This window comes from Nonomuraea dietziae, from assembly GCF_014195505.1.
GTDB lineage: Bacteria > Actinomycetota > Actinomycetes > Streptosporangiales > Streptosporangiaceae > Nonomuraea > Nonomuraea roseola.
This window is the reverse complement of record NZ_JACIBV010000001.1, coordinates 8,772,190-8,797,767: the sequence shown is the minus strand read 5'-3', so window position 1 is coordinate 8,797,767 and position 25,578 is coordinate 8,772,190. Positions and strand designations below refer to the sequence as shown.

Sequence of the window (25,578 nt, the reverse complement as noted above, 5' to 3'; positions counted from 1 at the left end):
CGCCCTTTCTCAAAGGCACCGGCCTCCTCGCGGAGTCCTCTCCCGAAACGTCTTTCCACAGCCGACCTCCTGCGGCCGCCGCAGAAGCCCACCTCTCGCGGGAGGCGAGCTTCCCGGAAGCGCTCGCCCGGCCAGGGCGTGTCCCTGATCGGAGCCGCGGACTCGGTTAGCCCGCGGAAGCGGGCTTCCCCCGAAGGCCGCCACATCCCACGAGAAGCCGTCCACCGAAGCCGCGACCCCACCACAAGCCATTCACGAACCATCACAGCCGCCATCCCACGAAAGGGACAGCGATGAGCCTCGACGTTGACGCGGGCCGCACCAGGCTCCGTCCGGTGCCTCCAGGCCCGCATCGGCACCGCCAGTCCGGCAGGCGACACCTGCTGTCGTGGCTGGACATGCGGGCCACCCCCTACCTGTTCGTCTCGCCGTACTTCGTGCTGTTCGCCCTGTTCGGACTGTTCCCGCTGGTCTTCACCCTGTGGGTGTCGCTGCACGAGTGGCAGCTGGCCGGCGACAGGGACTTCATCGGCATGGAGAACTACACCCAGCTGCTCGCCGACACCAAGTTCTGGAACTCCGTGGGCAACACGGTGGGCATCTTCGTGCTGGCGACCGTGCCGCAGCTGCTGATCGCCCTCCTGCTGGCCAACGCGCTGAACAAGCGGCTGCGCGGCCGGCTGGTGCTGCGACTGAGCGTGCTGATCCCGCTGGTCACCTCGGTGGTCGCGGTGGGCGTCATCTTCACCCAGCTGTACGCCAGGGACTACGGCCTGGTGAACTGGCTGCTCGGCACGCTGGGCGTGGAGCCCATCCACTGGCAGAACCAGAAGTGGTCGTCGTGGATCGCCATCGCCACCATGGTCGACTGGCGCTGGACCGGCTACAACGCGATCATCTACCTCGCCGGGATGCAGACCATCTCCAAGGACATCTACGAGGCGGCCTCGATCGACGGGGCCACGCCCCGCCGCCAGTTCTGGACGATCACGGTGCCGCTGCTCAAGCCGACGATCATCTTCACCGTGATCGTGTCGACCATCGGCGGGTTCACGCTCTTCGCCGAGCCGGTGATCTTCGGTGGCGGCGGCATGACGGGAGGCACCGTCGGCCAGTTCCAGACGGTGGCGATGTTCATCGTCAAGGAGGCCTTCCGCGACTTCGACTACGGCTACGCCGCCGCGGCCGCCTGGATCCTCTTCCTGCTGATCCTCATCGCCGCGCTCATCAACTTCGCCATCACCCGGGGCCTTGGGAGATCACGATGACCACGCTCCAGCACAGCAGGCAGGGAGCACGACGCCGCAGGGCGTCCACGCCCGCGGCCGGCGACGTGTTCAAGGCCACGGTGCTCACCAAGGTCATGCTCGGCTTCACCGCGATCCTGTCGATCTTCCCGATCTACTGGATGATCATCATCGCGACGCGGTCGAACGCCGACGTGCACAGCATCCCGCCGCCGCTGCTGCCCGGCGGCAATCTCGGGGAGAACGTCAGGGCGGTCTTCGCGGCGGAGAACGCCCACTTCATGACCGGCATCATCAACTCCGTGATCGTCACGGCGAGCGTGACGGCGGCCGTGGTGCTCATCTCCACGCTGGCCGGGTTCGCGTTCGCGTCGCTGCAGTTCCGCGGGCGCAACGTGCTGCTGCTGTCGGTGGTGCTGACCATGATGGTGCCGCTGCAGCAGATGGGCGTCGTGCCGCTCTACCAGATGATGGTCACGCTGGGCTGGACGAACACCCTGCAGGCGGTGATCCTGCCCTTCCTGGTCAACGGGTTCGGTGTCTTCCTGATGACCCAGTACACCCGCCAGGCCGTACCGCGCGAGCTGATCGAGGCGGCCAGGGTCGACGGCGCGAGCACGCTGCGCATCTGGTGGAACGTCGTCGTGCCGGCCGTGAGGCCCGGCATGGCCGTCCTGTCGATCCAGACGTTCATGCTGATCTGGAACGAGTTCCTGTGGCCGTTGATCATACTGCGCGCCGACAACCCGACCGTGCAGGTCGCGATCAGGGCGCTGAACGAGAAGTACTCGACCAACTACGTGCTCGTCTTCGCGGGCACCGCCCTGTCGATCATCCCGCTGCTGCTCGTGTTCGTCTTCTTCGGCCGGCAGATCATCGGCGGCCTCATGGACGGCGCGGTCAAGTCGTGAGCAGGGCAGGCACCGTGGCTGCGCGCCCGAACCCGCGCCTCGCGGTCCGACACCAGAACAGAAGCTCGGTCATGCGACCGACGAAGGAGGAGGCTGCGTGACCACGCAGGAGACTCAGACCTCGGCCGGACCGGCCATCCTGGACTTCCCCACCGGTTTCGTCTGGGGAGCCGCCACCTCGGCCTACCAGATCGAGGGCGCGGTCTCGGCCGACGGCAGGGGCAGGTCGATCTGGGACACCTTCGTCTCCAGGCCGGGGCGGGTGCTGAACGGCGAGCACGCCGACCTGGCGGTCGACCACTACCACCGCTACCGCGACGACGTGAAGCTGATGGCCGAGCTCGGGCTCAAGGCCTACAGGTTCTCCGTCTCGTGGCCGAGGATCCAGCCGGACGGCAAGGGCCGGATCAACCAGTCTGGCCTCGACTTCTACCGCCGCCTGACCGACGAGCTGCTCGACCACGGCGTCGACCCGTGGCTGACGCTCTACCACTGGGACCTGCCCCAGACGCTGGAGGACGCGGGCGGCTGGCCCTCCCGCGACACCGCGCTGCGCTTCGCTGACTACGCGGCCACCATGCACGACGCGCTGGGCGACCGCGTACGGCACTGGAGCACGGTCAACGAGCCGTGGTGCGCGGCGTTCCTGGGGTACGCCTCGGGCGAGCACGCGCCGGGGCGACGCGAGCCCGCGCAGGCCGTTCGCGCCGCGCACCACCTGAACCTCGCGCACGGCCTTGCCGTGAGGGCGATGCGGGCGCAGGGCAAGGACACGCAGATCGGCGGCTGCGTCAACCTGTACGCGATCACGCCGGAGACCGGCTCGCCCGCCGACCTGGACGCCGCCCGCCGCATCGACGGCCTGCAGAACCGCTTCTTCCTGGACGCGCTGCTCAAGGGCCGCTACCCGCAGGACGTCCTGGAGGACCTGCGCGCGGTGGGTGAGCTCGACTTCATCAGGGACGGCGACATGGAGACCATCTCGGCGCCGCTCGACCTGCTGCTGGTCAACTACTACAGCCGCTTCACCGTGTCGGGCACGCCGGGCGGCGCGGCCTCGGCGGCCGCGGCGCCGACCGACTCCGGCTCGCCGTGGGTGGGCAGCGAGCACGTCTCCTTCGTCAACGCAGGACGCCCTGTCACCTCGATGGGATGGGAGATCGACGACTCGGGCCTGCTGGAGATCCTCACCTGGGTGGCCCGTGAGTACCCTGCCATCCCGATGGTGATCTCGGAGAACGGTGCCGCCTTCGACGACGAGCTCACCGCCGAGGACGCCGTCCACGACGGGGACCGGCTGGCCTACTTCGACGCCCACCTGGGCGCCTGCCATGCCGCGATCATGGCGGGGGTGCCGCTGCGCGGCTACTTCGCCTGGTCGCTCATGGACAACTTCGAGTGGGCGTGGGGCTACGGCAAGCGCTTCGGCCTGGTCTACGTCGACAGGGAGACGCTACGGAGGATTCCCAAGGACAGCGCTCTCTGGTATGCCGAGACCATCAAGGCCGGTGGCTTGCGCGTTCCGGCAGAATAGGCGCTGACACTCAGGGACAGGGGAAGACATCCATGAACGGGGACCGCCACGCCGCAGTGCGCCCAACGCTGGAGGCGGTCGCCGCACTCGCAGGAGTCGGCCGCGGCACGGTATCACGGGTGATCAACGGCTCGCCGAAGGTCAGCGACAGGGCCAGGACGGCCGTCCTGCAGGCCATCGAGGAGCTGGGCTACGTGCCGAACAGGGCGGCGCGCACGCTGGTGACGCGCCGCACCGACACCGTCGCGCTGGTGGTCTCCGAGACCCAGCAGCGGCTGTTCGACGAGCCGTTCTTCGCCGGCACCATCCGCGGCATCGGCTCGGCGCTGGCCGAGACGGGGCTGCAGCTCATCCTGGCGATGGCCCAGACCCAGGAGGAGCACCAGCGTCTGGAGCAGTACCTCACCGGGCAGCACGTCGACGGGGCGCTGCTGATCTCGCTGCACGGCGCCGATCCGCTGCCCGGCAGGCTCGAGGCGCTGGGCGTGCCGACCGTGCTCGGCGGCCGGCCTGTCGGCCTGGCTCCCTACAGCTACGTCGACATGGACAACAGGGGCGGGGCCAGGCAGGCGGTGAAGTACCTCGTCTCCAAAGGGCGCAGCAGGATCGCCACGATCGCGGGCCCTCAGGACATGGGCGTAGGCGTGGACCGCCTCGCCGGCTACCGCGACGCGCTGCTGGCCACGGGGCTGCAGGAGATCGTGATCTACGGCAGCGACTTCAGCGAGGAGAGCGGCATGACGGCCATGCGCACGCTGCTGGCCGAGCATCCCGAGCTCGACGCCGTCTTCACCGCCTCCGACCCCATGGCGCTGGGCGCGATCAGGGTGCTCAAGGAGAGCGGCAAGGACGTGCCGGGAGACGTGGCGGTGATCGGCTTCGACGACTCTCCCGCGGGGGCGCACTCCTCGCCCGCGCTCACCACCGTCCACAACCCCTCGGAGGCGATGGGCCGCCAGATGGCCCATCTCCTCGTCTCCCGCATCAACGGCGAACGGCTCGAGCAGCCGGTGGTGATCCTCGACACCCACCTCGTGATCCGCGACTCGGCCTGAGCCCAGAGCGGACTGCAGGGACGCGGCTCAGCGGAGGCCGTGCAGCCAGGACAGACGGGCGGCGGGGTCGGGGGCGCCGTAGACGAGGCTGCCGGGGATCACGCCGTCGGCGCCCGCCGCCGCCATGAGCCCGACCGTGTGCTGCCTGATCCCGCCGTCCACGAAGAGGTCGAAGCCGCCCATGCCCTCCCGCAGCGCGACGGCCTCGCCGATCCTGCCGTACACGAGGGGGTCGACCTCCACCCCTTTGACGCCGATCTCGGTGCCCATGAGCAGCAGCCGGTCGAAGGCGCCCGCGAGGGCGCTGACGTCGCCCACCGGCTCGTGCGTCTCCACGGCCAGCCCGGGCGTGGCGCCGCCGTCGGCCACGCGGGCGAGTGTGGCGGGCAGGTCGCGGGTGCTTCGCCTGTGCACGGTCACGATGTCGGCCCCCGCCTCGAGGAAGGGGCCGATCCAGACGTCGGCGTTCGTGACCATGAGATGGACCTCGATCGCCAGCTCGGTCCGCTTGCGCACGGCGGCGACGAAGTCGGGACCGAACAGCAGCTGCGGGGTGAGATGCCCGTCGGTGACGTCGATGTGGAAGCCGTCGGCATGGCCCGCCACGCGGTCGATGTCGCCTCCGATGTCGAGCGGGTCGGCCGACCACAGCGAGACGAAGGCCTTCACGCGTCCACCTCGTAGCGCCCGCGGTAGGCGGCGTAGTCGGCGGGCGACAGCTCGCGCGCCTGCCGTACGAGATCGTCGGCGGTCTCGTGGCTGCCCTCGAGCCTCAGCATCGCCGCCACGTTGAGCAGGTATCTGGTGCGGACGGCCAGCCCGCGCGCCTCGTCGATGACGCCCCGCCGTACGGCCAGCCGCACCGCCTCGGCCAGGCCCGGCGCGGTGACCTCCACCCTCAGCCTGTTGAACGCCTCGATGCCGCCCGCCCTGAGCCGCGACTCGCTGCCCTTGGTGTCGTCGGGCACGCGGTAACGGGACGGCGTGCCGGGCGCGAACAGGATCTTGGCGCCGTGGGCGGAGTAGCGCAGCCACGTGTGGGTGTCCTCGAAGAAGCGGCAGTGCTCGGGGAAGGGCACGGCGGCCGCCAGCGTCGTGCGGGCGCTGAGCGCGGAGGGGATGGTCAGGTTGTCGCGTTCGACGGCGATGGGGATCCAGCAGTCGTGGCCCTCCAGCGGGCGCCGGTCGATGTCGTCCATGATGATCCGGATGCCGCTGATCAGGCGCTCCTTCGGCACCGGGGCCCCGTCGTCGCCGATCACCGTGAAGCCCGAGTAGACCACGTCCGCCTCGGGGTCGGCGGCCAGCATCGCGCGGGCGGTCGCGACCCTTGCGGGGTGGGCGAGGTCGTCGGAGTCGAGGAAGCAGATCAGCTCGGCGCCTGCGCGCCGGGCGGCGGCGACGCCGAGGTTGCGGCAGCGGCCGGGGCCCCTGTTGTCGGCGGCTCTGACCAGCAGGAGCCGGTCGTCGCGCTCGGCCCATCCGGTCAGCTCGGCCAGGTCGCGCTCGCTGTCCGAGCCGTCGTCGACGACGATGGCGAGCACATCGGGGTCGGTCTGCGCGGCGACGCTGTCGAGCGCCTCCCGCAGGTAGCGCAGCCGGTGCGGCCGGCCGTCCGACCAGAAGGGGATGACGAAGGCGGCGGGGCTAGGCAACGCACAGCTCCTGGTTGCGTCCGGTCAGCTCGAAGGCGAACAGGTAGCGGCGCAGCCCCTCCTTGATCGAATGGCGGACGAAGCCCGCGGGGTCGGCGCAGATGCCCATGGTGGCGCAGTTGCGCATCAGGACCGCGCGCGCCTGCCGTACGGACGGGTGGCTGTCGAAGTAGTGGCCGTTGGCCAGTACGACCGCGTCGCTGGTGGCCAGGTCCGCACCCGAGCGGACCCACTTGCGCCAGCGGTCGGAGCGGAAGACGAGGTCGGTCAGGATCTCGCCGAAGGCCGAGCCCGGCAGCCCGCGGCGGCGGCAGGCGGCGCCCTCCAGCGCCGCCAGGCGCAGCAGCGCCTCGGTCTGCAGCCGGCCGAACTCCGGTGCGACGTTGGCCATGCCGATGCCCGCGGCGGGATGCCTGGCCAGGTCGTCGAAGGGGAGGTAGTCGGCGTTGTGCTCCTTCAGCACGACCCCGTGCCGCGCGGCGGTCTCGGCCAGCGCGCCGACCGTCTCGAAGTCGACGCGGCCGGCCTGGCTCAACCCGGTGAGTGTGCCGGTGTTGCCGACCATGAACAGCGGCCTGGGCAGCCCGTGGTGCTCGACGCGCTTCAGCAGCGTGTCCATGAAGTAGGCGAAGTCGGCGGGGGTGGAGCTGGTGCCGTTGGCCTCCTCCAGGCTGACCTCGTAGGCCACCTCGGGATGGCCGCCACCCGCGCGGAAGGCCTCGACCTCGCGCAGCACGTGGACGGCGCGGTCGGCGGCCAGGTCGAGCGGCACGCCGCGGGGGAAGGCGGGGTCCTTGGCGGTGTCGATGTGCAGGTAGTCGAAGCCGGCCTCGATGTCCTCGCGGTAGGAGCGCATCGCGCTGTCCATCGCCTCCTCCCAGCCGAGGCCCGCCCGGTGGTCGTCGTCGCGCTGCCACGGGCCGCCGTGGTCGCGACCCACGTAGAGGGGTCCCGCGTGGCCGTGGGCCTCTGCCCGCTCCCGCACGTACTCCCGAAGATCTCTCGAGGTCCATCCCGCGACGTACCCGCCGCCGAGGTCGCGCGCCTCGACCTGGTTGCGGCTGGCGATGAACACGATGGGCGCGTCGTGCTCGGCCGCGCACTCGATGGAGGCGTCCACCACGGTAGGGCTCATCGGTCCCACGCCGAGGAGCGTGAAAGGTTCGCGGGCATGGTCGTCGAACAACCGCGCCATCTTCATCGGTTTCTCCTTGTTCTCAGGTGATCGAGGACGCCTTCGTCGAGATGGCGCGGACCTGGCCAGATCCGCATGCCGGGTACGGCGGGCACGTCGCACGGCGGCACGGCCCTGAAGCTGATCACTCGGCTCCCCTGAGGCACCGCCATGGCCATGGCCACGTCGGCGCCGCCCCCGCGCACGGAGAACTGGTCGCCCCAGACCTCGACCTCGCCGGGCCCCGCGAGGCCGCAGCCGATCAGCGCGCGTACGGCGTGGCCCTTGTCCACGTGGGGCAGCACGAGGTCGACGGCGGAGGCGCCGCCGGGACGGGCCTCCACGTCGAGGCCGCTCTCCTCCAGCAGCTCGCGGGCCCTGGCGAGCACCGGGTCGCGCTCGGCGGGCCCGCTCAGGTCGAGGGTGACCTGCACGCCCCTGTCGTCGAGCAGCGCGGCGCCCCGGCTCGGCCGGCCCTCGGCGTGGGCGAGATCGAACTCCTTCATGAGCAGCTCGGCCATGTGGACCGCGCCGCGCAGAGTCGCGCGATGAGCCGCGTCGACGACCGAGAACATGACCTGCTCGCGCTGCTCGCCGCGCTCGTCGAAGCCGTACACCTCGGCGCCGTTGCAGTGCGCGACCAGGACGCCTGCCCGCAGCTCGGCGGGCAGGCGGGAGACCACCCTCTCCCTGATCCCCTCCAGCCCCGCCCCGCTGGCCAGCAGCACCCTGACCCCCGAGGCGAGCAGGGCGGTCAGCTCGTCGGCCAGCTCGTCGCCGAGGTCGTGGAAGGGCGGGGCGAGAGTGTCGTCCACGTCGGCGACGACGAGCCCCACGGAGTCGTTCCATCCGAGCGTCATCGGAGCGCCTCCCGTCCGGCGGGGGCGGCGATGAAGAGCGTGTGCGTGGCCGAGCGGCTCAGCTCGTGACGGGCGAGCGCGACACAGCCGGCCTCACCGAGCCAGTCCTCGATCGTCCGCGCGGGGCGGACCGCGCCGCCCTGCGTGTGCCAGAGGCTGAGCGAGAAGCCCGCCGTGAAGGCCGCCTCCGCCTGCCCTCCCCTGTGCTCGTCCGTGGGTTCGAGCACGGTCTCCAGCACCAGCAACCGGCCGCCCTGCCGTACGGCGCCCGCCGCCCGAGCCAGCAGGCCCCTCGCCTCGTCCTCGGGGAAGCCGTGCAGGACGTTGAACAGCAGGACCACGTCGTACTCCCCGTCGACGCCCTCCTTGGCGAGGTCGGCGGCGTGGCGGGTGACGCGCTCGTGCGTCGTGCCGTCCTCGAGCGCGCCGGGCAGGTCCACCACGGTGGCCGTCAGCCGGGGGTGGGCGCGGCAGAACGCCTCGCTGTACAGTCCGTGGCCGCCGCCGAGGTCGAGCAGGCAGGTCGCGCCCTCCAGGGGTCCGGCCAGCTCGACGACCTCCTCGGCCAGCCAGGAGGCCAGGCCGCCCTGCAGGGTGTGGAAGGCCGCGGAGAGCCGGGGCCGCTGTTCGAGCCAGGGGTAGAAGCCGCCGGGCGGGCGGCCCGTCCGTACGGCATCGGCCAGGCCGTCCCAGAGCTCGCCGACGATGGCGTGCCACACCGGCAGGACGTGGCCGTAGTAGGTGGGAGAGCCCGTGCACAGCGAGGCGGCGGAGGCCGCGCTGTTGGCGTAGCCGTGCTCCTCCCGCTCCAGGTATCCGGTGCGGACGAGCAGGTCGAGCAGCAGGGTCAGCGCCTCGGGGTCGGCCTTCAGCTCGGCGGACAGCCAGGGGAGGTCGCGCGCTCCCTCGGCCAGCGCGTCGAACAGGCCCAGGCGCAGCCCGGCGGTGACGGCGTGGCAGGCCATCATGCCGACCAGGTCGAGCATCGGCGCGGGCGCCTGTCCCTGGAGGAAGGCGCGGGCCTCGTCGGGCGGCAGGGCGAGCGGCATACGGGTCCTTTCTGCGGTGCGGTCAGCCAGTGGTGACGCTCTGAGGCGCGGCGTCGGGCAGAGCGCTCTCCAGCGTGCGAAGCCGGGGGGCGAGGACGACGGCGGCGGCCAGCGCGGCCAGCAGCACCCCGTCGGCGAGCAGGACCAGGGCGATGCCCCTGCCTTCGCCCACACCGACGACCGCGCCGAGACTGCCGGCGAGCGCGCCGTCCCGCCGTAGCAGGGGGTCGGCCAGGTACTCGGCGAGTGGGGCGGCCAGCAGGTAGGCGATGGGCGTGGCCGCCGCGCCCAGCGAGTGCGCGGTGCCGAGGACCCTGCCGAGCACGTCCCGCTCGACCTTGGCCTGCATGACGGTGTGCGCGCACCCGTTGACGACAGGCAGCGTGAACAGGAAGGCGGCGGCGGCCACCCCCACGAGCAGCGGCGAGGGCCGCAGGGCGTGGGCCATCAGGAAGAGGCTGCCGAGCGCCATGAACAGCGCCATCCCGCCGACCCGCCGGGCGGGGCCCCGCCCCACGCCGCCATGAACAGGCCGCCGGCGAACATGCCCGCGCCCCCGGCGAACATCAGCACGCCGAGCACGCCGGGCGAGGCGAACGACATGATCAGGGGCTGGACGAGCACCCCCGCGACCGCGAACACGAAGTTGAACCCGGTCTGGACGAGCACCAGGCCCATCAGCGCGGGCCTGGCCCGCAGGTGCCGCCACCCCCACGCGAGGTCGGCCCCGACGGCGGGCCTGTCCCTGCCCTGGTTGGGCCGCAGGACGGCCGCGGGCAGCCTGACCAGCAGCAGCGTCAGGACGGCCACGCTGAAGGTGCCCAGGTCCACGACCAGCACCCCCGCCATGCCGATGGCCACCATGAGCCCTCCGGCCAGCACCGGCGCGGCGATCTGCGAGGCCGCCGTGAGCTGCATGAGGCCGTTGGCCCTGCCGAGGTGCTTCGCGGGGATCAGCAGCGGGGTCATCGCCTGGTAGGTCGTCACGTGGAAGGTCCCGCACGCCGCGCTGATCGCCGTCGCGAGGCACAGGTGCCAGACCTCCAGCAGGTCCGCGCTCACCAGCGCGGCCACCGCGGCGGTGGGCAGCGCGGCGAGACAGTCGGTGACGATCAGCACCCACCGCCTGTCGAACCTGTCGGCCACCATCCCCGCGAACGGGCCGATCAGGATGCCGGGCAGCAGCCCGCAGAGCATGACCAGCGCGAACTGGGTCGGCGAGCCCGTCGTCTGGTACACCCACACGCCGAGCACGAAGGCGGTCAGGCTGGAGCCGACGCCCGAGAGCAGGGAGGCGGTCCAGATGCCCGCGAAGCGGATCATGTCCGCGCGCTCACTCACGACCGGCCGCCAGGTGGCCCAGATACCTGTCCAGCAGGGCGGTGTCGGCGGGCGGACAGGTGATGCCCGCCGCAGAAAGGAGCTTCTCGGTGCGTCCGCAGTCGAACAGCGGGCGCTCGAAGCGCGGCGTCTGCTCCGGCAGCGTCGCCGCGAACGGCGCCAGCGGCAGCCGCTCGCCCCCTTCCAGGACGGCCGACCTCCACCGGCCCCACGGCATCAGGTCGGCGCCCATCGCCCGCGCGATGCCCGCGTAGGAGATGGTCGCGCCGTTGAAGTAGTGGTGCTCGCCGTCGGCGTCGCTCGTGACCACCAGGTGCGCGATCCCGGCCGCGACGTAGTCGACGGGCGCGAGATCCTCCTCGAACGGCAGGTCGGGCACCGCGCCGAGGGCGGCGCAGGTGGCCAGCAGGCGGCTGAAGTAGTCGCCCGCGTTGCCCCTTCCCGTACGGCTGTCGCCGCTCACCCTGGCGGGCCTGTGCACCGACACCCGCAGGCCCGCCGTCCTGCCCTCGCGGGCGAGCCTGTCGGCGACCCATTTGCTCTGGTCGTAGCCGCTGCCCAGCCCCTCGGGATCGTCGGGAGGGTCCAGCTCGGTGACCGGCCTGCCCCTGTGGGCGTCGCCGAGGAAGACGCCGAGCGTGGAGACCAGGTGCAGACGGGATCCTCCGAGCGCGGCCAGCCGCATCGCCTCCAGCGTGCCGGCGACGTTGACCGGCCGCAGCCTGGCGTAGCTCTCCGCGAAGTTCACCCTGCCGCCGTTGTGACAGATCACGCCGGTACGGCGGGCCAGCGCCGCGAAGGCGTCCGGCGTCATGCCGTACCGCTCCTGGGCCAGATCTCCCGGCACCCCGACGATCCTCGCCGGATCGGCTTCCAGGCCGTGGGAGCGGAGGTTGTCCAGCACCCGCGCCGCGGCTTCGCGCTCGTCGGAGGCCCTGACGAGGCAGAGGATGTCGGCCTCGGTGCGGGCGGCGAGCTGGGCGACCAGGTGCGCGCCGAGGAAGCCGGTCGCGCCCGTGACGAGCACGGCAGACGGGCTCGTCGCCGGCGTCGCGAGGACCTCACGGGTCTTCGCGAGGGTTACGAGGTCTGCGGGGAGAGCGGCCTCGGCCGCGAGGTCGGGGTCGTCCTCCGTCACGCGGTGGCCTTCGATCAGGGCGGCGAGGTCGGACAGGTCGGCGCTCTCCAGCAGGGCGCGCAGCGGGACCTCCACGCCGAGGACGCGACGCGTCTGCGCGACGACGCTCGCGGCCAGCAGGGAGTGCCCGCCGAGCTCGAAGAAGTTGTCGGTCCTTCCCACCTCGGGCACGCGGAGCGCCTGCGCCCACACCCGCGCGAGAGCCGTCTCGACGGCGCCCACGGGCGGCACGTGCTCGCCGGTCCGCCGGTCGGGGGGCGGGAGCGCGGCCTGGTCCACCTTGCCGTGCGCCGTCCGCGGGATGGCGGGCACGACGATGAACTGGGAGGGCAGCAGGTGTCCAGGCAACCGGCCCCTGAGCCGCCGTCGCAGCCCTTCGAGCACACCGCCCTCCCGCTCCCCCGCCCCACCGGCTCTCCCGACGGCATCCGCCGCGTTCGCGGAGATCGGCGTGGCGGAGGTCGGGGAAGTGGTGGCGGAGGTCGGGGAAGTCGGGGTTGTCGGTGTGAGGGTGAGGTAGGCGATCAGGCGGTCGTCCTTCGCTATCACGGCGGCGTCGGCGATGCCCGGGTGGGCGGCGATGGCGGCCTCCACCTCGGCCGGCTCCACCCGGTGGCCGCGGATCTTCACCTGCCGGTCGCGCCGCCCGCAGAACTCGAGGCTTCCGTCTCGCCTCATGCGGGCCAGGTCGCCCGTGCGGTAGAGGCGGCTGCCCGCCGGGCCGTACGGGTCGGGGACGAAGCGGTCGGCGGTCAGGTCCTGGCGGCCGAGATAGCCACGGGCCAGGCAGTCGCCCCCGAGGTGCAGCTCGCCCACCACGCCCACGGGCGCCAGACCGCCGTGTCGGTCGAGGACCCGAGCGGTCACGTGGGGCAGCGGGGTCCCGATGGGCACCCGCCACAGCGCGCCGAGGTCGTCGCCGCCCCCGAGCCTGTGGACGGTGGCGCAGACCGTGGCCTCGGTGGGTCCGTAGTGGTTGTAGAGGTCGCAGCGGCCCGCGGTGATCCGCTGCCAGGCGCGGACGTCCTCTGCCCTGGCCTCCTCTCCCCCGATCATCATGATCCGCACCGGCCAGTCGTCGGGGACGTCCGTGGCCGCCAGGTCGCCGACCCAGCGTCGCCACAGCGAGGCGGCCGTGTCGACCGCGGTGACGCCGTGCTCGCGGCAGAACCTGACGAGTTCGGCGCCGTCGAGACGGGCGGGCTCGGGGTGCGGCACGACGGCGGCGCCGGTGGTGAGGGCGGGGAACAGGTCCCCTACCGAGGCGTCAAAGGTCAGCGGGGGCAGCATCAGCAGCCGCTGTCCCGGCCCGAACCCGTGGAGGTCGGCGAAGGAGCGGGTGAGCCTGTCGAGCGTGCCATGGGTGACCATCACGCCCTTGGGCGCGCCGGTGGATCCGGAGGTGTAGATCACATACGCCAGGTCATCAGGACCCGCCTCCTGTGGGCCGCCCTCTCCGGCGAACGAGGTCCCCGACCCGGCCGAAGAGCTCCCCGTCCTGGACGAAGAGGTCACGGCCGAAGCGGTTGCGGCCGATGAAACATCGGTTGATGCGGTCTCGGCCGAAGCGGTCTCGGCCGAAGCGGAGTCCGAGCGCAGGATGGGGCCGTCGTAGTCGCCTACCGCCGGCTCCAGGCCGGGGGCCACGATCACCGCGGCCGCCGATGCCTCGCCGAGCAGGGCCGCGAGCCTGGCGGGCGGATGCCCGGGGTCCAAGGGGAGGTAGGCGGCCCCGGCCCGCAGCACGGCCAGGACGGCGACGACCGCCTCCGCTCCGGCGGGCAGCACGATGCCGACGATCTGGTCGCGCGCGCCCCTGGCCACGACCGTGCGTAACCGGTCGGCGAGCAGGTCCGCGCGCGCGAGGAGCTCGCCGTAGCCGAGCGTGCCCTCCTCGCCGACGACGGCGGGCGCCTCGGGGGCCCTGGCCGCCCAGCCGGCGATCCTGTCCACCACCGACTCCCAGGGCGCGTCCTCCGTCCGAGGTGGCTGAGCGGGTGGTTCGGGGGAAGGGAGCGGGACGTGCCACATGCGCTGGTCCTCGTCGGTGACCAGCGCCTCCAGCACCGCCGCGAGCCGTTCGGCCATCGCCGCCGCCGTGCCCTCGTCGAACAGGTCCTTGGCGTAGTCCAGGTGCAGCTCGAAGGTCTCGGGGCCGGTCACCGCGACGACGGTCAGGTCGAATCGCGCCGCGGGGACGGGCGGCGCCCAGCCGTCCACCGTGAGCCCGGCCGCCGTGGAGGCCCGCCGGCGAGCCGCCCGCTCGACCACCAGCATGACCTGGAAGAGCGGGTTGTGGCTGAGGTCGCGGCGTCCGCCGACGAGCCCGACGACCTCCTCGAACGGCGCCCTCCTGTGGTCGAGCCCCTCGGTGGCCACCCTCCTGACCTGGTCGAGCACCTCAGCCAGCGTCGGGTTGCCGTCGAGTCCGAAGCGCAGCGCGACGGTGTTGGCGTACATGCCGACCGAGCGTTCGAGCTCCTGCAGGTCCCTGTTGTCGGCGGGCGTGCCGATCACGATGTCGTCCTGGTCGGCGTGGCGCGCGAGCGTGACCGCGAGCGCGGCCGTCACCAGCATGAACGGCGTCGACCTGCGCCGTCCGGCGAACTCGGCCAGCCGCAGGGCGAGCTCGCGGGGCAGTGGGAGGGAGTGCCTGGCGCCGCGCCCGCTGGGCGCCGGAGGCCTCGGCCTGTCGGCGGGCAGGTCGAGGAGGGCGGGAGCCCCTGCCAGCTGCCGCCGCCAGTAGCGCAGGTCGGCTTCGAGCCGCTTGCCTCCCCTGCTCGCCAGCCAGGCCGCGTAGTCGGGGAACTGCGCGGGAGGAGCCGGGTCCAGCCGCTCCCCCGCGAGCGCGGCGTGGACCTCGTCGAGGATCACCTCGAGGGAGGGGCCGTCGCAGACGATGTGGTGCAGGCAGAGCAGCAGGATGTGGTCGTCGGGAGCGAGCTCGACGAGCAGCGCCCGCATGAGCGGCGGCCTGTCCAGCGCGAACGGCCTGGCCACGAAGGCGTCGGCGAGGCGTCGCGCCGCCTGCTCGCCGGAGGGCGGCGGGACGGAGGCGAGCTCGAGGAGCGCGTCGAGATCGAGCTCGGCGAGGTCGCGCACGACCTGGACAGGTCGTCCGGAAGGCCCCTCGACGATGGCGGTGCGCAACGCCTCGTGCCTGGCCACGACCGCCGCCAGCGCCGCGCGCAGCGCCGCCGTCTCCAGCGGCCCCCTGAGCCTGTTGCCCGCCCAGCACAGGTAGGCTGCGGCGTCCTGTCCCGCCTGGTCGAGGAACCACAGCCGCTCCTGCGTCCCTGTCAGCGGTACGGCCAGGCCAGGCTCGCGCCTGGGGATGCCGACCCCCTTTCTGCGCTCGATCAGCCTGGCCAGAGCCCCCTCGGGCAGTCCGCCGGGGCGTCCGGGGGGTTTCGGCGACGCTTCTGTCACGGCTCGCTCACCACGCTCTCGGCCAGCTCCCGCAGGTGCGCGGGAACGTGGTCGCCGAAGACCCGCCTGTAGGCCGACAGGTGTGCGGCGTCGGTCATGAGGAACGGCAGGTCGGTGGCGACCATGTGCCGGATCACCAGCATCGGGACCGGGCTGCGCAGCGGCCTGAACGCCGCGTTCCACAACCCCTGCTTGTCGGGGGGGCCGTCGTGGAACTCTCCGATCATCAGTCCGTGTGGCACGAACTCGTCCTTCAGCTCGGCCTGGGCCGCGTCGATGGCCGCCAGGTCGTCGGCCATGCCCGGCAGGAGGACCAGGATGGTGCTGTGCAGGGACTCGGGCCGCTCCCTCGGCGCGAGCTCGGCGAACCAGTCCCTGTGCCGCTCGATCACCTGTGTGAGCTCGGCGACCCCTGCGGGCCTGCCCGGCAGTACGGCCAGCAGGAAGGCCCCCCTGTCGAGCGAGGCCTGCGTGTACGGGCAGACGGCCCCCCTGCGCCCCAGCTCGGGATGCGGCCTGCACAGGTACTCGCGCGCCCACGTGACGACGGCCCTGAGCTCGTCGCCGTGGAGGCGCAGCAGCTCGCCCGCCCGGCCGTCGCCGGTGGTCCCGGCGGGGACCAGGTCCGCCGCCTCGAAGAGGATCATCGACTCGTCCTCGGGATGGGTGATCACGAAGGACCCTTCCTGTCGCCGCGAGCCCGCCGTACGCCACGGAGGGCGGCCGCCGCCAGCAGCGCGGTGCCCGCCAGGACCGCCGCCCCCGCGACGCGGTCCTGGACACGGGCTCTGCGCAGCGCGTCGCCGTAGGGCGTGGTGGTGTGCGAGACCAGCGTGTAGAGCGGCACCCACGCGCGGGGGAAGAGTCTGTGCAGCGCGTGGTCGGCCTTCTTCCTGGCCAGATGGAGCGGCGAGCGCAGCCCGTCGCGCAGTTCGAGGAAGTTCTGCGCCGACAGCTCGGCCAGCACGTCGGTGTGCGGTCTGCGCAGCTCCTGGTAGGCGGCGAAGGCCGCGGCGCGGTCGCCGGGGTGGGCGGCCATGCGCTCGTCCAGGACGACGCAGTCCTCGAAGGAGGAGTTCATGCCCTGGCCGTAGAAGGGATAGACGGCGTGGCAGGCGTCGCCGACCAGGACGACGCGGTCACGATGGCGCCACGGCGAGGTGCGGACGGTGACCAGGTGGCCGACGGGCCCTGCCGTCACCTGGCCGGCCAGGTCGGGGACCAGATCGAGCAGTCCGGGGAAGTGCTCGAGGAACAGCGCCTCCGCCTCGTCCTCGCCGGTCAGCGCGGTGAGCCTGTCGTGGGCCATGAACAGCGTGCAGGTGAGGGAGTCGTCGAGGTTGGGGTGGCCGACGACCAGGCCCTCGCTGCCGGGCCACACGTGCAGCGCCTCGATCGGCACGCGCGGGCCGCCGCCGGGTGCGGGCGGGATGGTCAGCTCCTTGTACCCCCAGTCGAGGAACTCCTGGCGGAAGTCGGCGGGCAGTCCCCTGTGCGTCTCGGCGCGCACCACGGAGAACGCGCCGTCGGCGCCCACCACGAAGTCGGCGCGCACCTCGCGCGGCCCCGCCTGCCCCTCGACGGTGACCGCCGCCCGCTCCCTGTCGACGGCGACGCAGCGGGTGTCGAAGAAGAAGCGCACGTCCTGCTCCTTCTCGGCCCTGGAGACGAGCAGCGTGGCCAGGGCGTCGCGCCTGATCGAGTAGAGGATCTGGGCGGGGTCCCTGCCGTAGGGGTGGAAGGCGGGCGGCCTGCCCCGCCGGTGGACGAGTCGTCCGCGCATCGGCACGGTGAGCGGCCTGACCTCCTCCCATAGCCCCGCCCTGCGCAGCGCCATGATGCCGCGGGCCGAGAGCCCGAGGTTGATCGACCGTCCCGCGTCGTGGGCGCCCACGCGCGGGTCGCCGCGCCGTTCGAAGACCTCCACCCGGTGGCCGCGCCTGGCCAGCAGGATCGCCAGGAGCGACCCCGACAGTCCCGCGCCGACGATCGTCACGCTCTCTCCCATCAGGACCCTCCCTCTCCGCACGGGAGCGCTCCCACTTGTCCGGTCAGCACGTCGAGCGCCTCCTCCTCGGTCAGGCCCGCGATCTCCTCGAGCAACAGCTCCTCCACGACCTCGGCCAGCGCGGCGACCGTCGTCCGCTCGAACACGGCGCGGATCGGCACCTCGACGCCGAGCATCGAGCGCAGCCTGGCCGCGAGGCGGGTGGCCAGCAGCGAGTGGGCGCCCAGCTCGAAGAGGTCGTCGAAGACGCCCAGCTCGTCGAGTCCGAGCAGCCCCGCCCAGACGTCCGCGACCAGCTGCTCGGTCTCGGTGCGTGGAGCGACGCCGCCCACCGTCCGCGCGCGTGACGGCTCGGGCAGCGCGGCCCTGTCGAGCTTGCCGCCGGTCGTCAGCGGCAGCGCGTCCAGCCGTACCCACTGGGTGGGCACCAGGCCGCGCGGCAGCGCGCGGGCGGCGTGGGCGCGCAGCTCGGCGGGTTCGGCCGCGCCCGCGTAGTAGGCCACCAGGTCGTCACCCCTGGCGGTGACGGCCACCGCGCCGACCCCTGGATGTTCGGTCAGCCTGGCCTCGACCTCGCCGGGCTCGACGCGCACGCCGCGCACCTTGAGCTGGTCGTCGAGCCTGCCGAGAAACTCCAGCGAGCCGTCGGAGCGCAGGCGGGCCCTGTCGCCTGTGCGGTAGCGTCGCGCGCCGTGTCCCGAAGGGTCGGGGACGAAACGGTCGGCCGTCAGATCGGGGCGGCCGAGGTAGCCGCGCGCCACGCCCGCTCCGCCGACGACCAGCTCGCCCGCCGCTCCCGCGGGGAGCGGACGGCCGCGCCCGTCGAGCACGAGCGCCGACGTCGCCGCGATGGGCCGCCCGATCGGCGGCCTGCGCGCCGCGTCGTCCGCGCCCAGGTCGGCGGCGGTGGCGATCACGGTGGTCTCCGTCGGCCCGTAGGTGTTGACCAGCCGTACGTCCCGGCAGGGACCTGCGCGCCAACGGGCCACGGCGGCGGCGTCGGCCTGCTCGCCGCCGATGATCACCAGCCGCAGGCCGGGCGGCCAGGCGACCTCGTCTGCGGTCTCGGTCAGCCCGTGCCAGTAGGCGGTGGGCAGGTCGAGCACGGTGACGCCGCGGCCCGCCGGGCTGCCGAGCACATCGGGCAGGCCGGTGGCGCCCTCGGGCAGCAGCACGAGGCAGGCTCCTGCGGCGAGCGCGGGGAAGATCTCCTCGACGTGGGCGTCGAAGCTCAGCGAGGCGAACTGGACGACGCGGTCGGCCGGTGTCATGCCGTACTCCTCGCGCATCCAGCGCACGCGCGCGGCGAGGGCGCCGTGCTCGACCAGGACGGTCTTGGGACGACCCGTGGAGCCCGAGGTGGCGATCGCGTAAGCCGCCGACGAGGGACCGGGTGGCGCGGGCGGCGGCCCCTGCGGCGACTCCACGTGCGGGGCCTTCGGGTGCGGGGCCGCGGGGTCGATCACCTGGATGTCGCCGGGCAGTCCGGTCCTGGAGACCACGCGGGCGGCCCCCGCCGTCTCCAGGGCCGGCGCGTGCCGTTCGGGCGGATCGTCAGGATCGAGCGGCAGGTAGGCGGCGCCCGCCCGCCAGACGGCCAGCAGGGCAACGATCGCCTCGATGGAGCGGGGCAGGCACACCCCCACCACGTCGCCTTCGCCCACCCCGTGCCCGCGCAGCGCCGCGGCCAGCTCTCCCGCCCACGCCCACAGCTCGCCGTAGGTGACGGTCCGCTCGCCGCAGAGGACGGCGGGAGCCTCCGGCCGTCCGTGCGCCGACGCCTCGATCAGCTCGGGAACGCCGCGCGCGTCCTCGCGGGCGACGGGGCGCGGGGAGGCGAGGGCCCTGATGGCGCTCTCGTCCTGGTCCGTCCAGATCCGCAGGTCGGACACGGCCTCGTGCGGCCGGTCCATCGCGGACTCCAGCAGCCGCACGAACCTGGCGGCCAGCAGCTCCACCTCGGCCCTGTCCAGCAGCCCGGTGTCATGGCAGAAGGTGAGCGCGAGACCGCCGTCGTCGTCCCACGCCCCCTCCACCAGCAGCCCGACCTTCGCCTGCCGGTATCCCGCCGCGAAGTCCGACACCTCCAGCCCGCCGAACGAGGCGGGCGGCGAGACGCGGTCGTGGAGGACGAGCATGGTCGGCAGCAGCGTGTCCACGGGCAGGCCGAGCCGCTCGAACGGCGGGCCCGGCCTGCCCATGGCGGCCAGCGCGTCCGCTCTCGTCCTGGTCAGGAGCTCGGCGAAGGAGGGGTCGCCGCCGAGGTCGGCTCTCAGGACGACGGTCTGGGCGAGGTAGCCGACCACCGGTTCGAGCTCGACCCTGTCGCGCCCGGCGAAGACCGCGCCGACCAGCAGGTCCCGCTGCCCGCTGTGCCGCGAGAGCAGCGCCTGGTAGGCGGCGGTCAGCACCATGAAGGGCGTGGCGCGGTGCCGTCCCGCGAGCCGCTCGACGCGCCCCGCGAGGCCGGGGTCGACGCGGACCGTGTGGAAGGCGCCCGTTCCCGACGGGCGGGCGCGGGCGAAGGGCAGCTCGGTGACGGGCGGGCGGGCCAGCCGCTCCAGCCAGTACGGCGCCGCCCGCTCGGCCCTGTGCCGCTGCCAGCGCGCGTAGTCGCTCGGCCGTACCCCCAGCTTCGCCAGGACCGGCGCGCGGCCCTCGACGGCGGCGCCGTAGCACTCGCCCAGCTCGTCCAGCAGGAGGTTGAGCGAGGTGCCGTCGGCGATGATGTGGTGCAGCGTCAGGCACAGGACGTGGTCGTCGGCGGCGAGCCTGACGACCGCGATCCTGAGCGGGACACCCTCCGACAGGTCGAACGGCGCGTTGACGCGCTCGGCGACCAGCTCGGCGGCCGCACGCTCGCCTGCCGCGGGCAGCCACTCGACGGGCGGCGCGGACGCTCCCTGCGGCTCGGCCATCGCCCATGGCACGCCGTCCTGCTCTGCGAAGGAGGTCCTCAGGCTCTCGTGGCGCGCCACGACCTGCCCGAACGCCCTGGTCAGCGCGGCCCTGTCGAGGGCACCTCGCAGACGGCGCACCAGGTACATCGTGTACGCGGCGTCGTCGGGGTCGAGTCGCTGCAGGAGCCAGAGCCGCTCCTGCGCGGGCGACAGGGGCGCCTTCACGAGCCCTGCGCCAGTTCGTCGAAGAGCACGTCCAGGTCCTCGGCGCTGAGCCCGTCGAGCTGGTCGTGCAGCGCGGCGACGGCGGTCAGGTCGAGCCCGCTGTCGTCGAGGCGGTCCAGCTCGCGGGCGAGGCCCGCGACGGTCGGGTTCTCGAAGAGGGCGAGGATCGGCGCCTCGACGGCGAACCTCGACTGGATCCTGGCGATGATGCGGCCCGCGGCCAGCGAGTGCCCTCCGAGGTCGAAGAAGTCGTCGTCCACGCCGACGGGTTCGCCGAGGCCGAGCACCTCGCCCCACAGCTCGGCCAGCTCGGCCTCGACGGGGGTGGTGGGCGCCCGGTAGGCGGCGGCGACCGCGCGGGACCAGTCGGGGGGCGGCAGCGCGTTCCTGTCGAGCTTGCCGCCGGGGGTGAGCGGCAGCGCGGCCATGACGACCAGGCGGCCGGGGACCATGTACTCGGGAAGGGCCGCGCGCAGGCGCTCGCGCAGCGCGGGCCACAGCTCCTCCGCCTCGCACGGCTCGTTCGGGACCACGTGGGCGACCAGCCTGAGCTGCCCGTCGGGGCCCTCGTGCACGCGGGCCGCGGCCTGCCGTACCTCGGGGGCGGCCCGCAGGGCGCTCTCGACCTCGCCGAGCTCGATGCGGAAGCCGCGGATCTTGACCTGCTGGTCGGCCCTGCCGAGGTAGTGCAGCCTGCCGTCGGGGGTGCGCGTGGCCAGGTCGCCGGTGGCGTACATGCGGGCGCCTGGCTCGCTCGAGAACGGGTCGGGCAGGAAGCGGGCGGCGGTCAGCGCGGGCATGCCGTGGTAGCCCCTGGCGAGGCCGTCGCCACCGATGTGCAGCTCGCCCTGCTCTCCGGGAGGCACGGCTGTGCCGTCGGGGCCGAGGATGTGCAGCCGGGTGCGGGCGATCGGCAGGCCGAGGTCGACGGGGCCCGCGCCCTGCGCGACGTCGCCCGCGGTGGACCAGACCGTGGTCTCGGTCGGGCCGTACACGTTGAGCAGCCGGGCGCCGCCCTCCAGCAGCCGGTCGGCCAGGTCTCTCGGCAGCGCCTCGCCGCCGCTCAGGCGCAGGCCGACACCCTCGGGCACGCCCGCCTCCAACAGGATCCGCCAGCCCGAGGGGGTGGCCTGCATGACCGTGGCGCCCTCGGCGAGGGCGCGGGCGCGCAGCGCTCTGCCGTCGGCGGCCTCCGCCGCGGAGGCGAGGGCGACCCGCGCGCCGCACGCGAGCGGCAGCAGCAGCTCCAGGACGGAGATGTCGAACGACAGCGTGGTGACGGCCAGCCAGACGTCGCGTGAGCTGAGCCCGAGCAGGCCGGTGAAGGATTCGATCAGGTTCGTCACCGCGCGGTGCGTGACCGCCACACCCTTGGGCCTGCCGGTCGAGCCGGAGGTGTAGATCAGGTAGGCGAGGTCTCCGTGCTCCTCCACCAGGGGGAGGCGCCCCGCGGTGGCCGCCTCTCCACCCGGGGTGAGGATCAGCGTCGTGGACGCGCCCGCCAGCAGGCTCGGGTCCACGCTCTCCTGCGTCAGCACCAGGCCGGCGCCCGCGTCCTCGCGCATCAGCCGCAGCCGTCCTGCGGGAAAGCCGGGGTCGAGCGGCACGTACGCGCCGCCGGCCACCCATACGGCCAGCAGCGCCACGACCATGCCGGTGGTGCGCGGCATGCACAGCCCGACGGGCACCCCCGGCCGCACGCCGTGCTCGCGCAGCAGCCCGGCCAGGGCGTCGGCGCGGCCGAGCAGCTCCTCGTAGGTCAGCTCGCCGTCCACGCCGCTGACGGCGACGGCCCGAGGGGCCGACGCCCGCCTGCGCCTGAGCAGTTCCAGCGTCGTCACGATCGTCCTTTCAGCTCTGACAGCCGCAGGTCGGGCTCGTCGGCCAGCCGTCCGGCCAGTGCGGCGAAGTCCGCCGCGAGCCCCTCCGCCCGCCGCGTGGAGAACAGGTCGCTGTTGAACTCCAGCCACCCGCCCAGTCCTTCGGGCCCTCTGTACAGGTCGGCCGAGATCTCGCTCTTGGTACGGCCCCCCGGCGGCGGCGGCCACACGGCCACGGACAGGTCGGCCATCGTGGCGCGCAGCAGGTCGGCCTTGGGCAGGTGGTGCGACAGGTTGAACATCGCCTGGCACAGCGGCGGCCTGCTGAGGTCACGCGGCGTCCCGGCCGCCGCGAGCACCCGCTCGAACGGCGCCTCGGCGTGCTGGAGCGCGGTCAGGGTCGCGACCCTGGTTCGGCGCAACAGCTCACGGAGGGAGGGATCGCCCGACAGGTCGCCTCGGAGCACCAGCGTGTTGGAGAAGTAGCCGATCAGCGGCGCGAACTTGGTGCGGTCGCGGCCCGCGACGGGCACCCCTACGCAGACGTCGTCCTGGCCCGCCGCCCTTGCGAGCACGGCATGGAAGACGGCCAGCAGGCCCATGAACAGCGTGCACCGCTCGCCCTTGAGGAACGCCTCCAGCCTGGCCGTCCTCGCGTCGGGCAGGGCGAGCGCGCACCGTCCGCCCCTGCCCGTCCACCGGGCGGGGCGGGGATGATCGGTGGGCAGGTCGAGCACGGGCGCTCCCGCCAGCCTCTCCCTCCAATGGCCGAGGTGCCCGCCGCCCTCGCCGTCCGCGCGCTCCCTGCTCCACACCGCGTAGTCCTTGTACTGCAGGGGCAGCTCGGCCAGCTCGGGCTCCCCGCCTCGCCTGGCCGCCTCGTAGCAGGCGGCCAGCTCCCTCATCAGGACGTCCAGCGACCAGCCGTCGACGGCGACGTGGTGGACCACGATGGACAGCAGGTGGTCGTCATGACCGAGGCGGAGCAGCGCCGCCCTGATCGGCGGGTCGTGGCGCAGGTCGAACGGCCTGCCCGTGTACGCGGCCACCGCGGCGTCAGGATCGGGCCGCGGATCCAGGCGTTCGAGCGCGAAAGGGCGGGGCGGCAGCACGACCTGTCCAGGTCTGTCCCCTTCCATCACGAACCTGGTGCGCAGCACCTCGTGCCGTTCGACGATGCGGCCCAGCGCCGCCTCCAGCGCTCCCCCGTCGGCGGGGCCGCGCAGCCGCACGGTCCACGGCACGTGGTAGCTGGTGTCGGTGGGGTCGAACCTGCTGAGGAACCACAGCCGCTCCTGCCCGAACGACAGCGGCCACACCCTGCCCTCGGGCCTCGACGAGCCGAGCGACCTGCGCATGGCTGCCCGGCGCTCGGGCGGCAGCGCGGCCAGACGGCCCAGCAGCTCCTGACGCCGGTCGGCTGAGATCAACGTTCCGTCCCCCGCGCGCTGAGCGGGCGCAGGTCGGTCCAGACGGTCGCGATGTGGTCCAGGCACTCCTGCCTGGTGCCGGCGAAACCTGTCGGAGTCCAGCCCGAGGGCGGGTCGCGGTCGGCCCACCACACGGAGTACTGCTCCTCGTGGTTGACGACCACCAGCATCATGTCGTCGCTCATCGCGTCTCCTCGTAGATCCCGAGCTCGCCGATCCCGGCGAGCGGCACGTCCCGCGTGACGCTCGTGACGAGCAGCGTCTCGATCGCCCGCAGCATCGCCTCGGCCGCCGCCCGTGACAGCCTGGCCGTGTCGGTCAGCAGGTAGAGCTGGCAGGTGTCGGTCGCGGGGCCCGTGGACAGGAAGAACGAGGCGTCCACCTCGTCCCACGCGCCCGCGTCGAAGGTCCTGGTCCTGCCGGTGAGTTCGGCGGGATGTCCCCTCGGCCGGTTCGGCCAGCCGGGGAAGGACCGCACGTCGTTGAAGTAGGCCGACAGGTCGGGCCTGCCCGGCTCGTCGCGCAGCGCCCGCTGCTCGGCGGGGTCGTAGTGGGCGTGCCGGTAGGCGGCCATGGCGGAGGCGTGCGCGGCCCTGGCCGCGTCCGCGACGTGCCCGTCGGGGATGGCGAGCACGAACAGCCCGTCCTGTACGGCGGTGCCGACCATGGCGCGCATCCGCGGATCGTGCCTGTTGCCCACGATGAACTGCAGCGCGATGTCACGCTGTCCCGTCATCTCACCGAGCAGGACGGCGGTGGCCGCGACCAGGACGCTGGTGGTGCTGACCGCCCAGCGCGCCGCGAGGATCTCGGCGGCGGCCGCCAACGCGGCCGACTCCATGCCGACCTTGACGAACCTCGGCCGCTCGGGCTCCTGCTTCCGCTCGCCGAACAGCGTGGCGGGTGCCCTGTCCATGGCTTCGCGCCAGTAGCGCAGCGAGCGCGCGCCCCGCGCCGCGCCCTCTCCCTGCTCGAAGGCGGCCTGGTCGAGCGGATGCCAGAGGGGGGCGGGCAGCGGCCTGCCCGTCAGCAGCGCTCGCCACTCGGCGGCCAGCAGGTCCAGCGCCCAGCCGTCCACCGCGAAGTGCGTCAGGGCGAGGGCGAGCGCGCCAGGACGGCCGGCGCTGTCGCAGACCACCGAGCAGCGCAGCGGCAGCTCGCGGGCGTAGTCGAAGCCGGTGGCCGCCAGCTCGGCCGCCACGGTCGCGGCGGCCTGCCTGGGCTTCACCTCCGCGGCCTCGACCACCTCGACCCTCAGCTCGCCGTGGCCCGTCACCTGCTGGACCGGCCCGCGAGGGGTGTCCTCCCAGGTGGTGCGGAGGCTCTCGTGCCTGTCGAGCAGCGCGCCCAGCGCCGAAAGGACGGTCTTCAGATCGCGCCTGCCGTGGACGGGCAGCACCCATGGCAGGTTGAAGTACGGGTCGCCGTCCTCGAGCCAGCGGGTGGAGTGCCAGATGGACTGCTGGCCCCAGGTGAGCGGGGCGCCGGCCACCCGCTCGCCGGTGAACTCCACGCTCTCGCCGCCGACCTCTGTGATCATCGCGTCGCCCCGAGGTGGGCGACGATCTCGTCCAGGCTGTCGAGCGCGCCGGCGGGCGCCGCCAGGTCGATCTGCACGCCGTACTCCTCCTCCAGCGCGTCGATCAGGCGCAGGAAGGCGAGCGAGCCGACACCGAGGGCGGTCAGCGAGCAGTCGGCGGCCATGATCTCCTCGACCTCCAGCTCACCGTCGGTCGAACGTGAGACCAGCTCCGCCACCCGCCGCCTGACACGAGACTCCTCCACCGGCCTCACGCGAGGCT

20 protein-coding genes and 2 pseudogenes are annotated in these 25,578 nt (G+C 73.0%); 4 read left to right on the top strand and 18 right to left on the bottom strand.

The features are described 5' to 3' along the window. Nucleotides 1–293: 293 nt before the first annotated feature. From FHR33_RS41805 to FHR33_RS41790, 4 genes are all read left to right on the top strand, one after another. Nucleotides 294–1,268, top strand: a complete 975-nt coding sequence (locus FHR33_RS41805; RefSeq protein ID WP_183659654.1) for a carbohydrate ABC transporter permease — start codon at nt 294–296, stop codon at nt 1,266–1,268. Continuing rightward, nucleotides 1,265–2,158, top strand: coding sequence for a carbohydrate ABC transporter permease (locus tag FHR33_RS41800; RefSeq protein WP_183659653.1), 894 nt, complete (start codon nt 1,265–1,267; stop codon nt 2,156–2,158). Before FHR33_RS41805 ends, FHR33_RS41800 begins: the two co-directional genes overlap by 4 nt. 97 nt (nt 2,159–2,255) lie before the next feature. Beyond that, a complete protein-coding gene (locus FHR33_RS41795; protein WP_183659652.1) occupies nt 2,256–3,692 on the top strand; it encodes a GH1 family beta-glucosidase in 1,437 nt (478 codons plus the stop codon). A 32-nt stretch (nt 3,693–3,724) separates the two neighbouring features. Continuing rightward, nucleotides 3,725–4,747, top strand: coding sequence for a LacI family DNA-binding transcriptional regulator (locus FHR33_RS41790; protein ID WP_183659651.1), 1,023 nt, complete (start codon nt 3,725–3,727; stop codon nt 4,745–4,747). Between the two features lie 27 nt (nt 4,748–4,774). Here the strand turns inward: FHR33_RS41790 and FHR33_RS41785 are convergent, their stop codons facing one another. The 18 genes and pseudogenes from FHR33_RS41785 to FHR33_RS52195 all read right to left on the bottom strand — a co-directional run bounded on the left by FHR33_RS41785 (nt 4,775) and on the right by FHR33_RS52195 (nt 25,570). After that, nucleotides 4,775–5,416: a ribulose-phosphate 3-epimerase gene (locus FHR33_RS41785; protein ID WP_183659650.1), complete on the bottom strand. Its 642-nt coding sequence runs from the start codon at nt 5,414–5,416 to the stop codon at nt 4,775–4,777. Continuing rightward, nucleotides 5,413–6,402, bottom strand: coding sequence for a glycosyltransferase family 2 protein (locus FHR33_RS41780; RefSeq protein ID WP_183659649.1), 990 nt, complete (start codon nt 6,400–6,402; stop codon nt 5,413–5,415). The genes FHR33_RS41785 and FHR33_RS41780 overlap by 4 nt, the downstream gene beginning before the upstream one ends. After that, a complete protein-coding gene (locus tag FHR33_RS41775) occupies nt 6,395–7,603 on the bottom strand; it encodes a class II D-tagatose-bisphosphate aldolase non-catalytic subunit (RefSeq protein ID WP_183659648.1) in 1,209 nt (402 codons plus the stop codon). The genes FHR33_RS41780 and FHR33_RS41775 overlap by 8 nt, the downstream gene beginning before the upstream one ends. Then, nucleotides 7,600–8,436, bottom strand: coding sequence for a Cof-type HAD-IIB family hydrolase (locus FHR33_RS41770; protein ID WP_183659647.1), 837 nt, complete (start codon nt 8,434–8,436; stop codon nt 7,600–7,602). The genes FHR33_RS41775 and FHR33_RS41770 overlap by 4 nt, the downstream gene beginning before the upstream one ends. Further along, the gene (locus tag FHR33_RS41765) at nt 8,433–9,485 is read right to left on the bottom strand and encodes a methyltransferase (protein WP_183659646.1); all 1,053 of its coding nucleotides are present in this window, start codon (nt 9,483–9,485) and stop codon (nt 8,433–8,435) included. The genes FHR33_RS41770 and FHR33_RS41765 overlap by 4 nt, the downstream gene beginning before the upstream one ends. A gap of 22 nt (nt 9,486–9,507) precedes the next feature. Continuing rightward, nucleotides 9,508–9,957, bottom strand: coding sequence for an MFS transporter (locus tag FHR33_RS49405; protein WP_221241458.1), 450 nt, complete (start codon nt 9,955–9,957; stop codon nt 9,508–9,510). Then, a complete protein-coding gene (locus FHR33_RS49400) occupies nt 9,933–10,826 on the bottom strand; it encodes an MFS transporter (RefSeq protein ID WP_221241457.1) in 894 nt (297 codons plus the stop codon). The genes FHR33_RS49405 and FHR33_RS49400 overlap by 25 nt, the downstream gene beginning before the upstream one ends. Next, nucleotides 10,819–12,558 carry an SDR family oxidoreductase gene (locus tag FHR33_RS53700; protein ID WP_446685814.1) on the bottom strand — a complete coding sequence of 580 codons (1,740 nt, stop codon included), beginning with the start codon at nt 12,556–12,558 and terminating at the stop codon, nt 10,819–10,821. The genes FHR33_RS49400 and FHR33_RS53700 overlap by 8 nt, the downstream gene beginning before the upstream one ends. A 12-nt stretch (nt 12,559–12,570) precedes the next feature. Continuing rightward, nucleotides 12,571–13,995, bottom strand: a pseudogene (locus FHR33_RS53695) (amino acid adenylation domain-containing protein); the annotation flags it as partial. Further along, nucleotides 13,981–15,393, bottom strand: a pseudogene (locus FHR33_RS53690) (condensation domain-containing protein); the annotation flags it as partial. The pseudogenes FHR33_RS53695 and FHR33_RS53690, both read right to left, overlap by 15 nt. After that, a complete protein-coding gene (locus tag FHR33_RS41750) occupies nt 15,390–16,067 on the bottom strand; it encodes a DUF6875 domain-containing protein (RefSeq protein ID WP_183659644.1) in 678 nt (225 codons plus the stop codon). The pseudogene FHR33_RS53690 and the gene FHR33_RS41750, both read right to left, overlap by 4 nt. Beyond that, nucleotides 16,064–17,401 carry an FAD-dependent oxidoreductase gene (locus FHR33_RS41745; protein WP_183659643.1) on the bottom strand — a complete coding sequence of 446 codons (1,338 nt, stop codon included), beginning with the start codon at nt 17,399–17,401 and terminating at the stop codon, nt 16,064–16,066. The genes FHR33_RS41750 and FHR33_RS41745 overlap by 4 nt, the downstream gene beginning before the upstream one ends. Then, the gene (locus FHR33_RS41740) at nt 17,401–20,526 is read right to left on the bottom strand and encodes a non-ribosomal peptide synthetase (protein ID WP_183659642.1); all 3,126 of its coding nucleotides are present in this window, start codon (nt 20,524–20,526) and stop codon (nt 17,401–17,403) included. Before FHR33_RS41740 ends, FHR33_RS41745 begins: the two co-directional genes overlap by 1 nt. Then, nucleotides 20,523–22,367 (bottom strand): non-ribosomal peptide synthetase, encoded by a 1,845-nt coding sequence (locus tag FHR33_RS41735; RefSeq protein ID WP_183659641.1) that lies wholly within the window; start codon nt 22,365–22,367, stop codon nt 20,523–20,525. Before FHR33_RS41735 ends, FHR33_RS41740 begins: the two co-directional genes overlap by 4 nt. Beyond that, nucleotides 22,364–23,776, bottom strand: a complete 1,413-nt coding sequence (locus tag FHR33_RS41730; RefSeq protein WP_183659640.1) for a condensation domain-containing protein — start codon at nt 23,774–23,776, stop codon at nt 22,364–22,366. The genes FHR33_RS41735 and FHR33_RS41730 overlap by 4 nt, the downstream gene beginning before the upstream one ends. After that, nucleotides 23,773–23,961, bottom strand: coding sequence for an MbtH family protein (locus tag FHR33_RS41725; RefSeq protein WP_183659639.1), 189 nt, complete (start codon nt 23,959–23,961; stop codon nt 23,773–23,775). Before FHR33_RS41725 ends, FHR33_RS41730 begins: the two co-directional genes overlap by 4 nt. After that, a complete protein-coding gene (locus FHR33_RS41720; protein WP_183659638.1) occupies nt 23,958–25,316 on the bottom strand; it encodes a condensation domain-containing protein in 1,359 nt (452 codons plus the stop codon). Before FHR33_RS41720 ends, FHR33_RS41725 begins: the two co-directional genes overlap by 4 nt. Continuing rightward, nucleotides 25,313–25,570, bottom strand: a complete 258-nt coding sequence (locus FHR33_RS52195) for an acyl carrier protein (protein WP_221241456.1) — start codon at nt 25,568–25,570, stop codon at nt 25,313–25,315. Before FHR33_RS52195 ends, FHR33_RS41720 begins: the two co-directional genes overlap by 4 nt. Nucleotides 25,571–25,578: the final 8 nt, after the last annotated feature.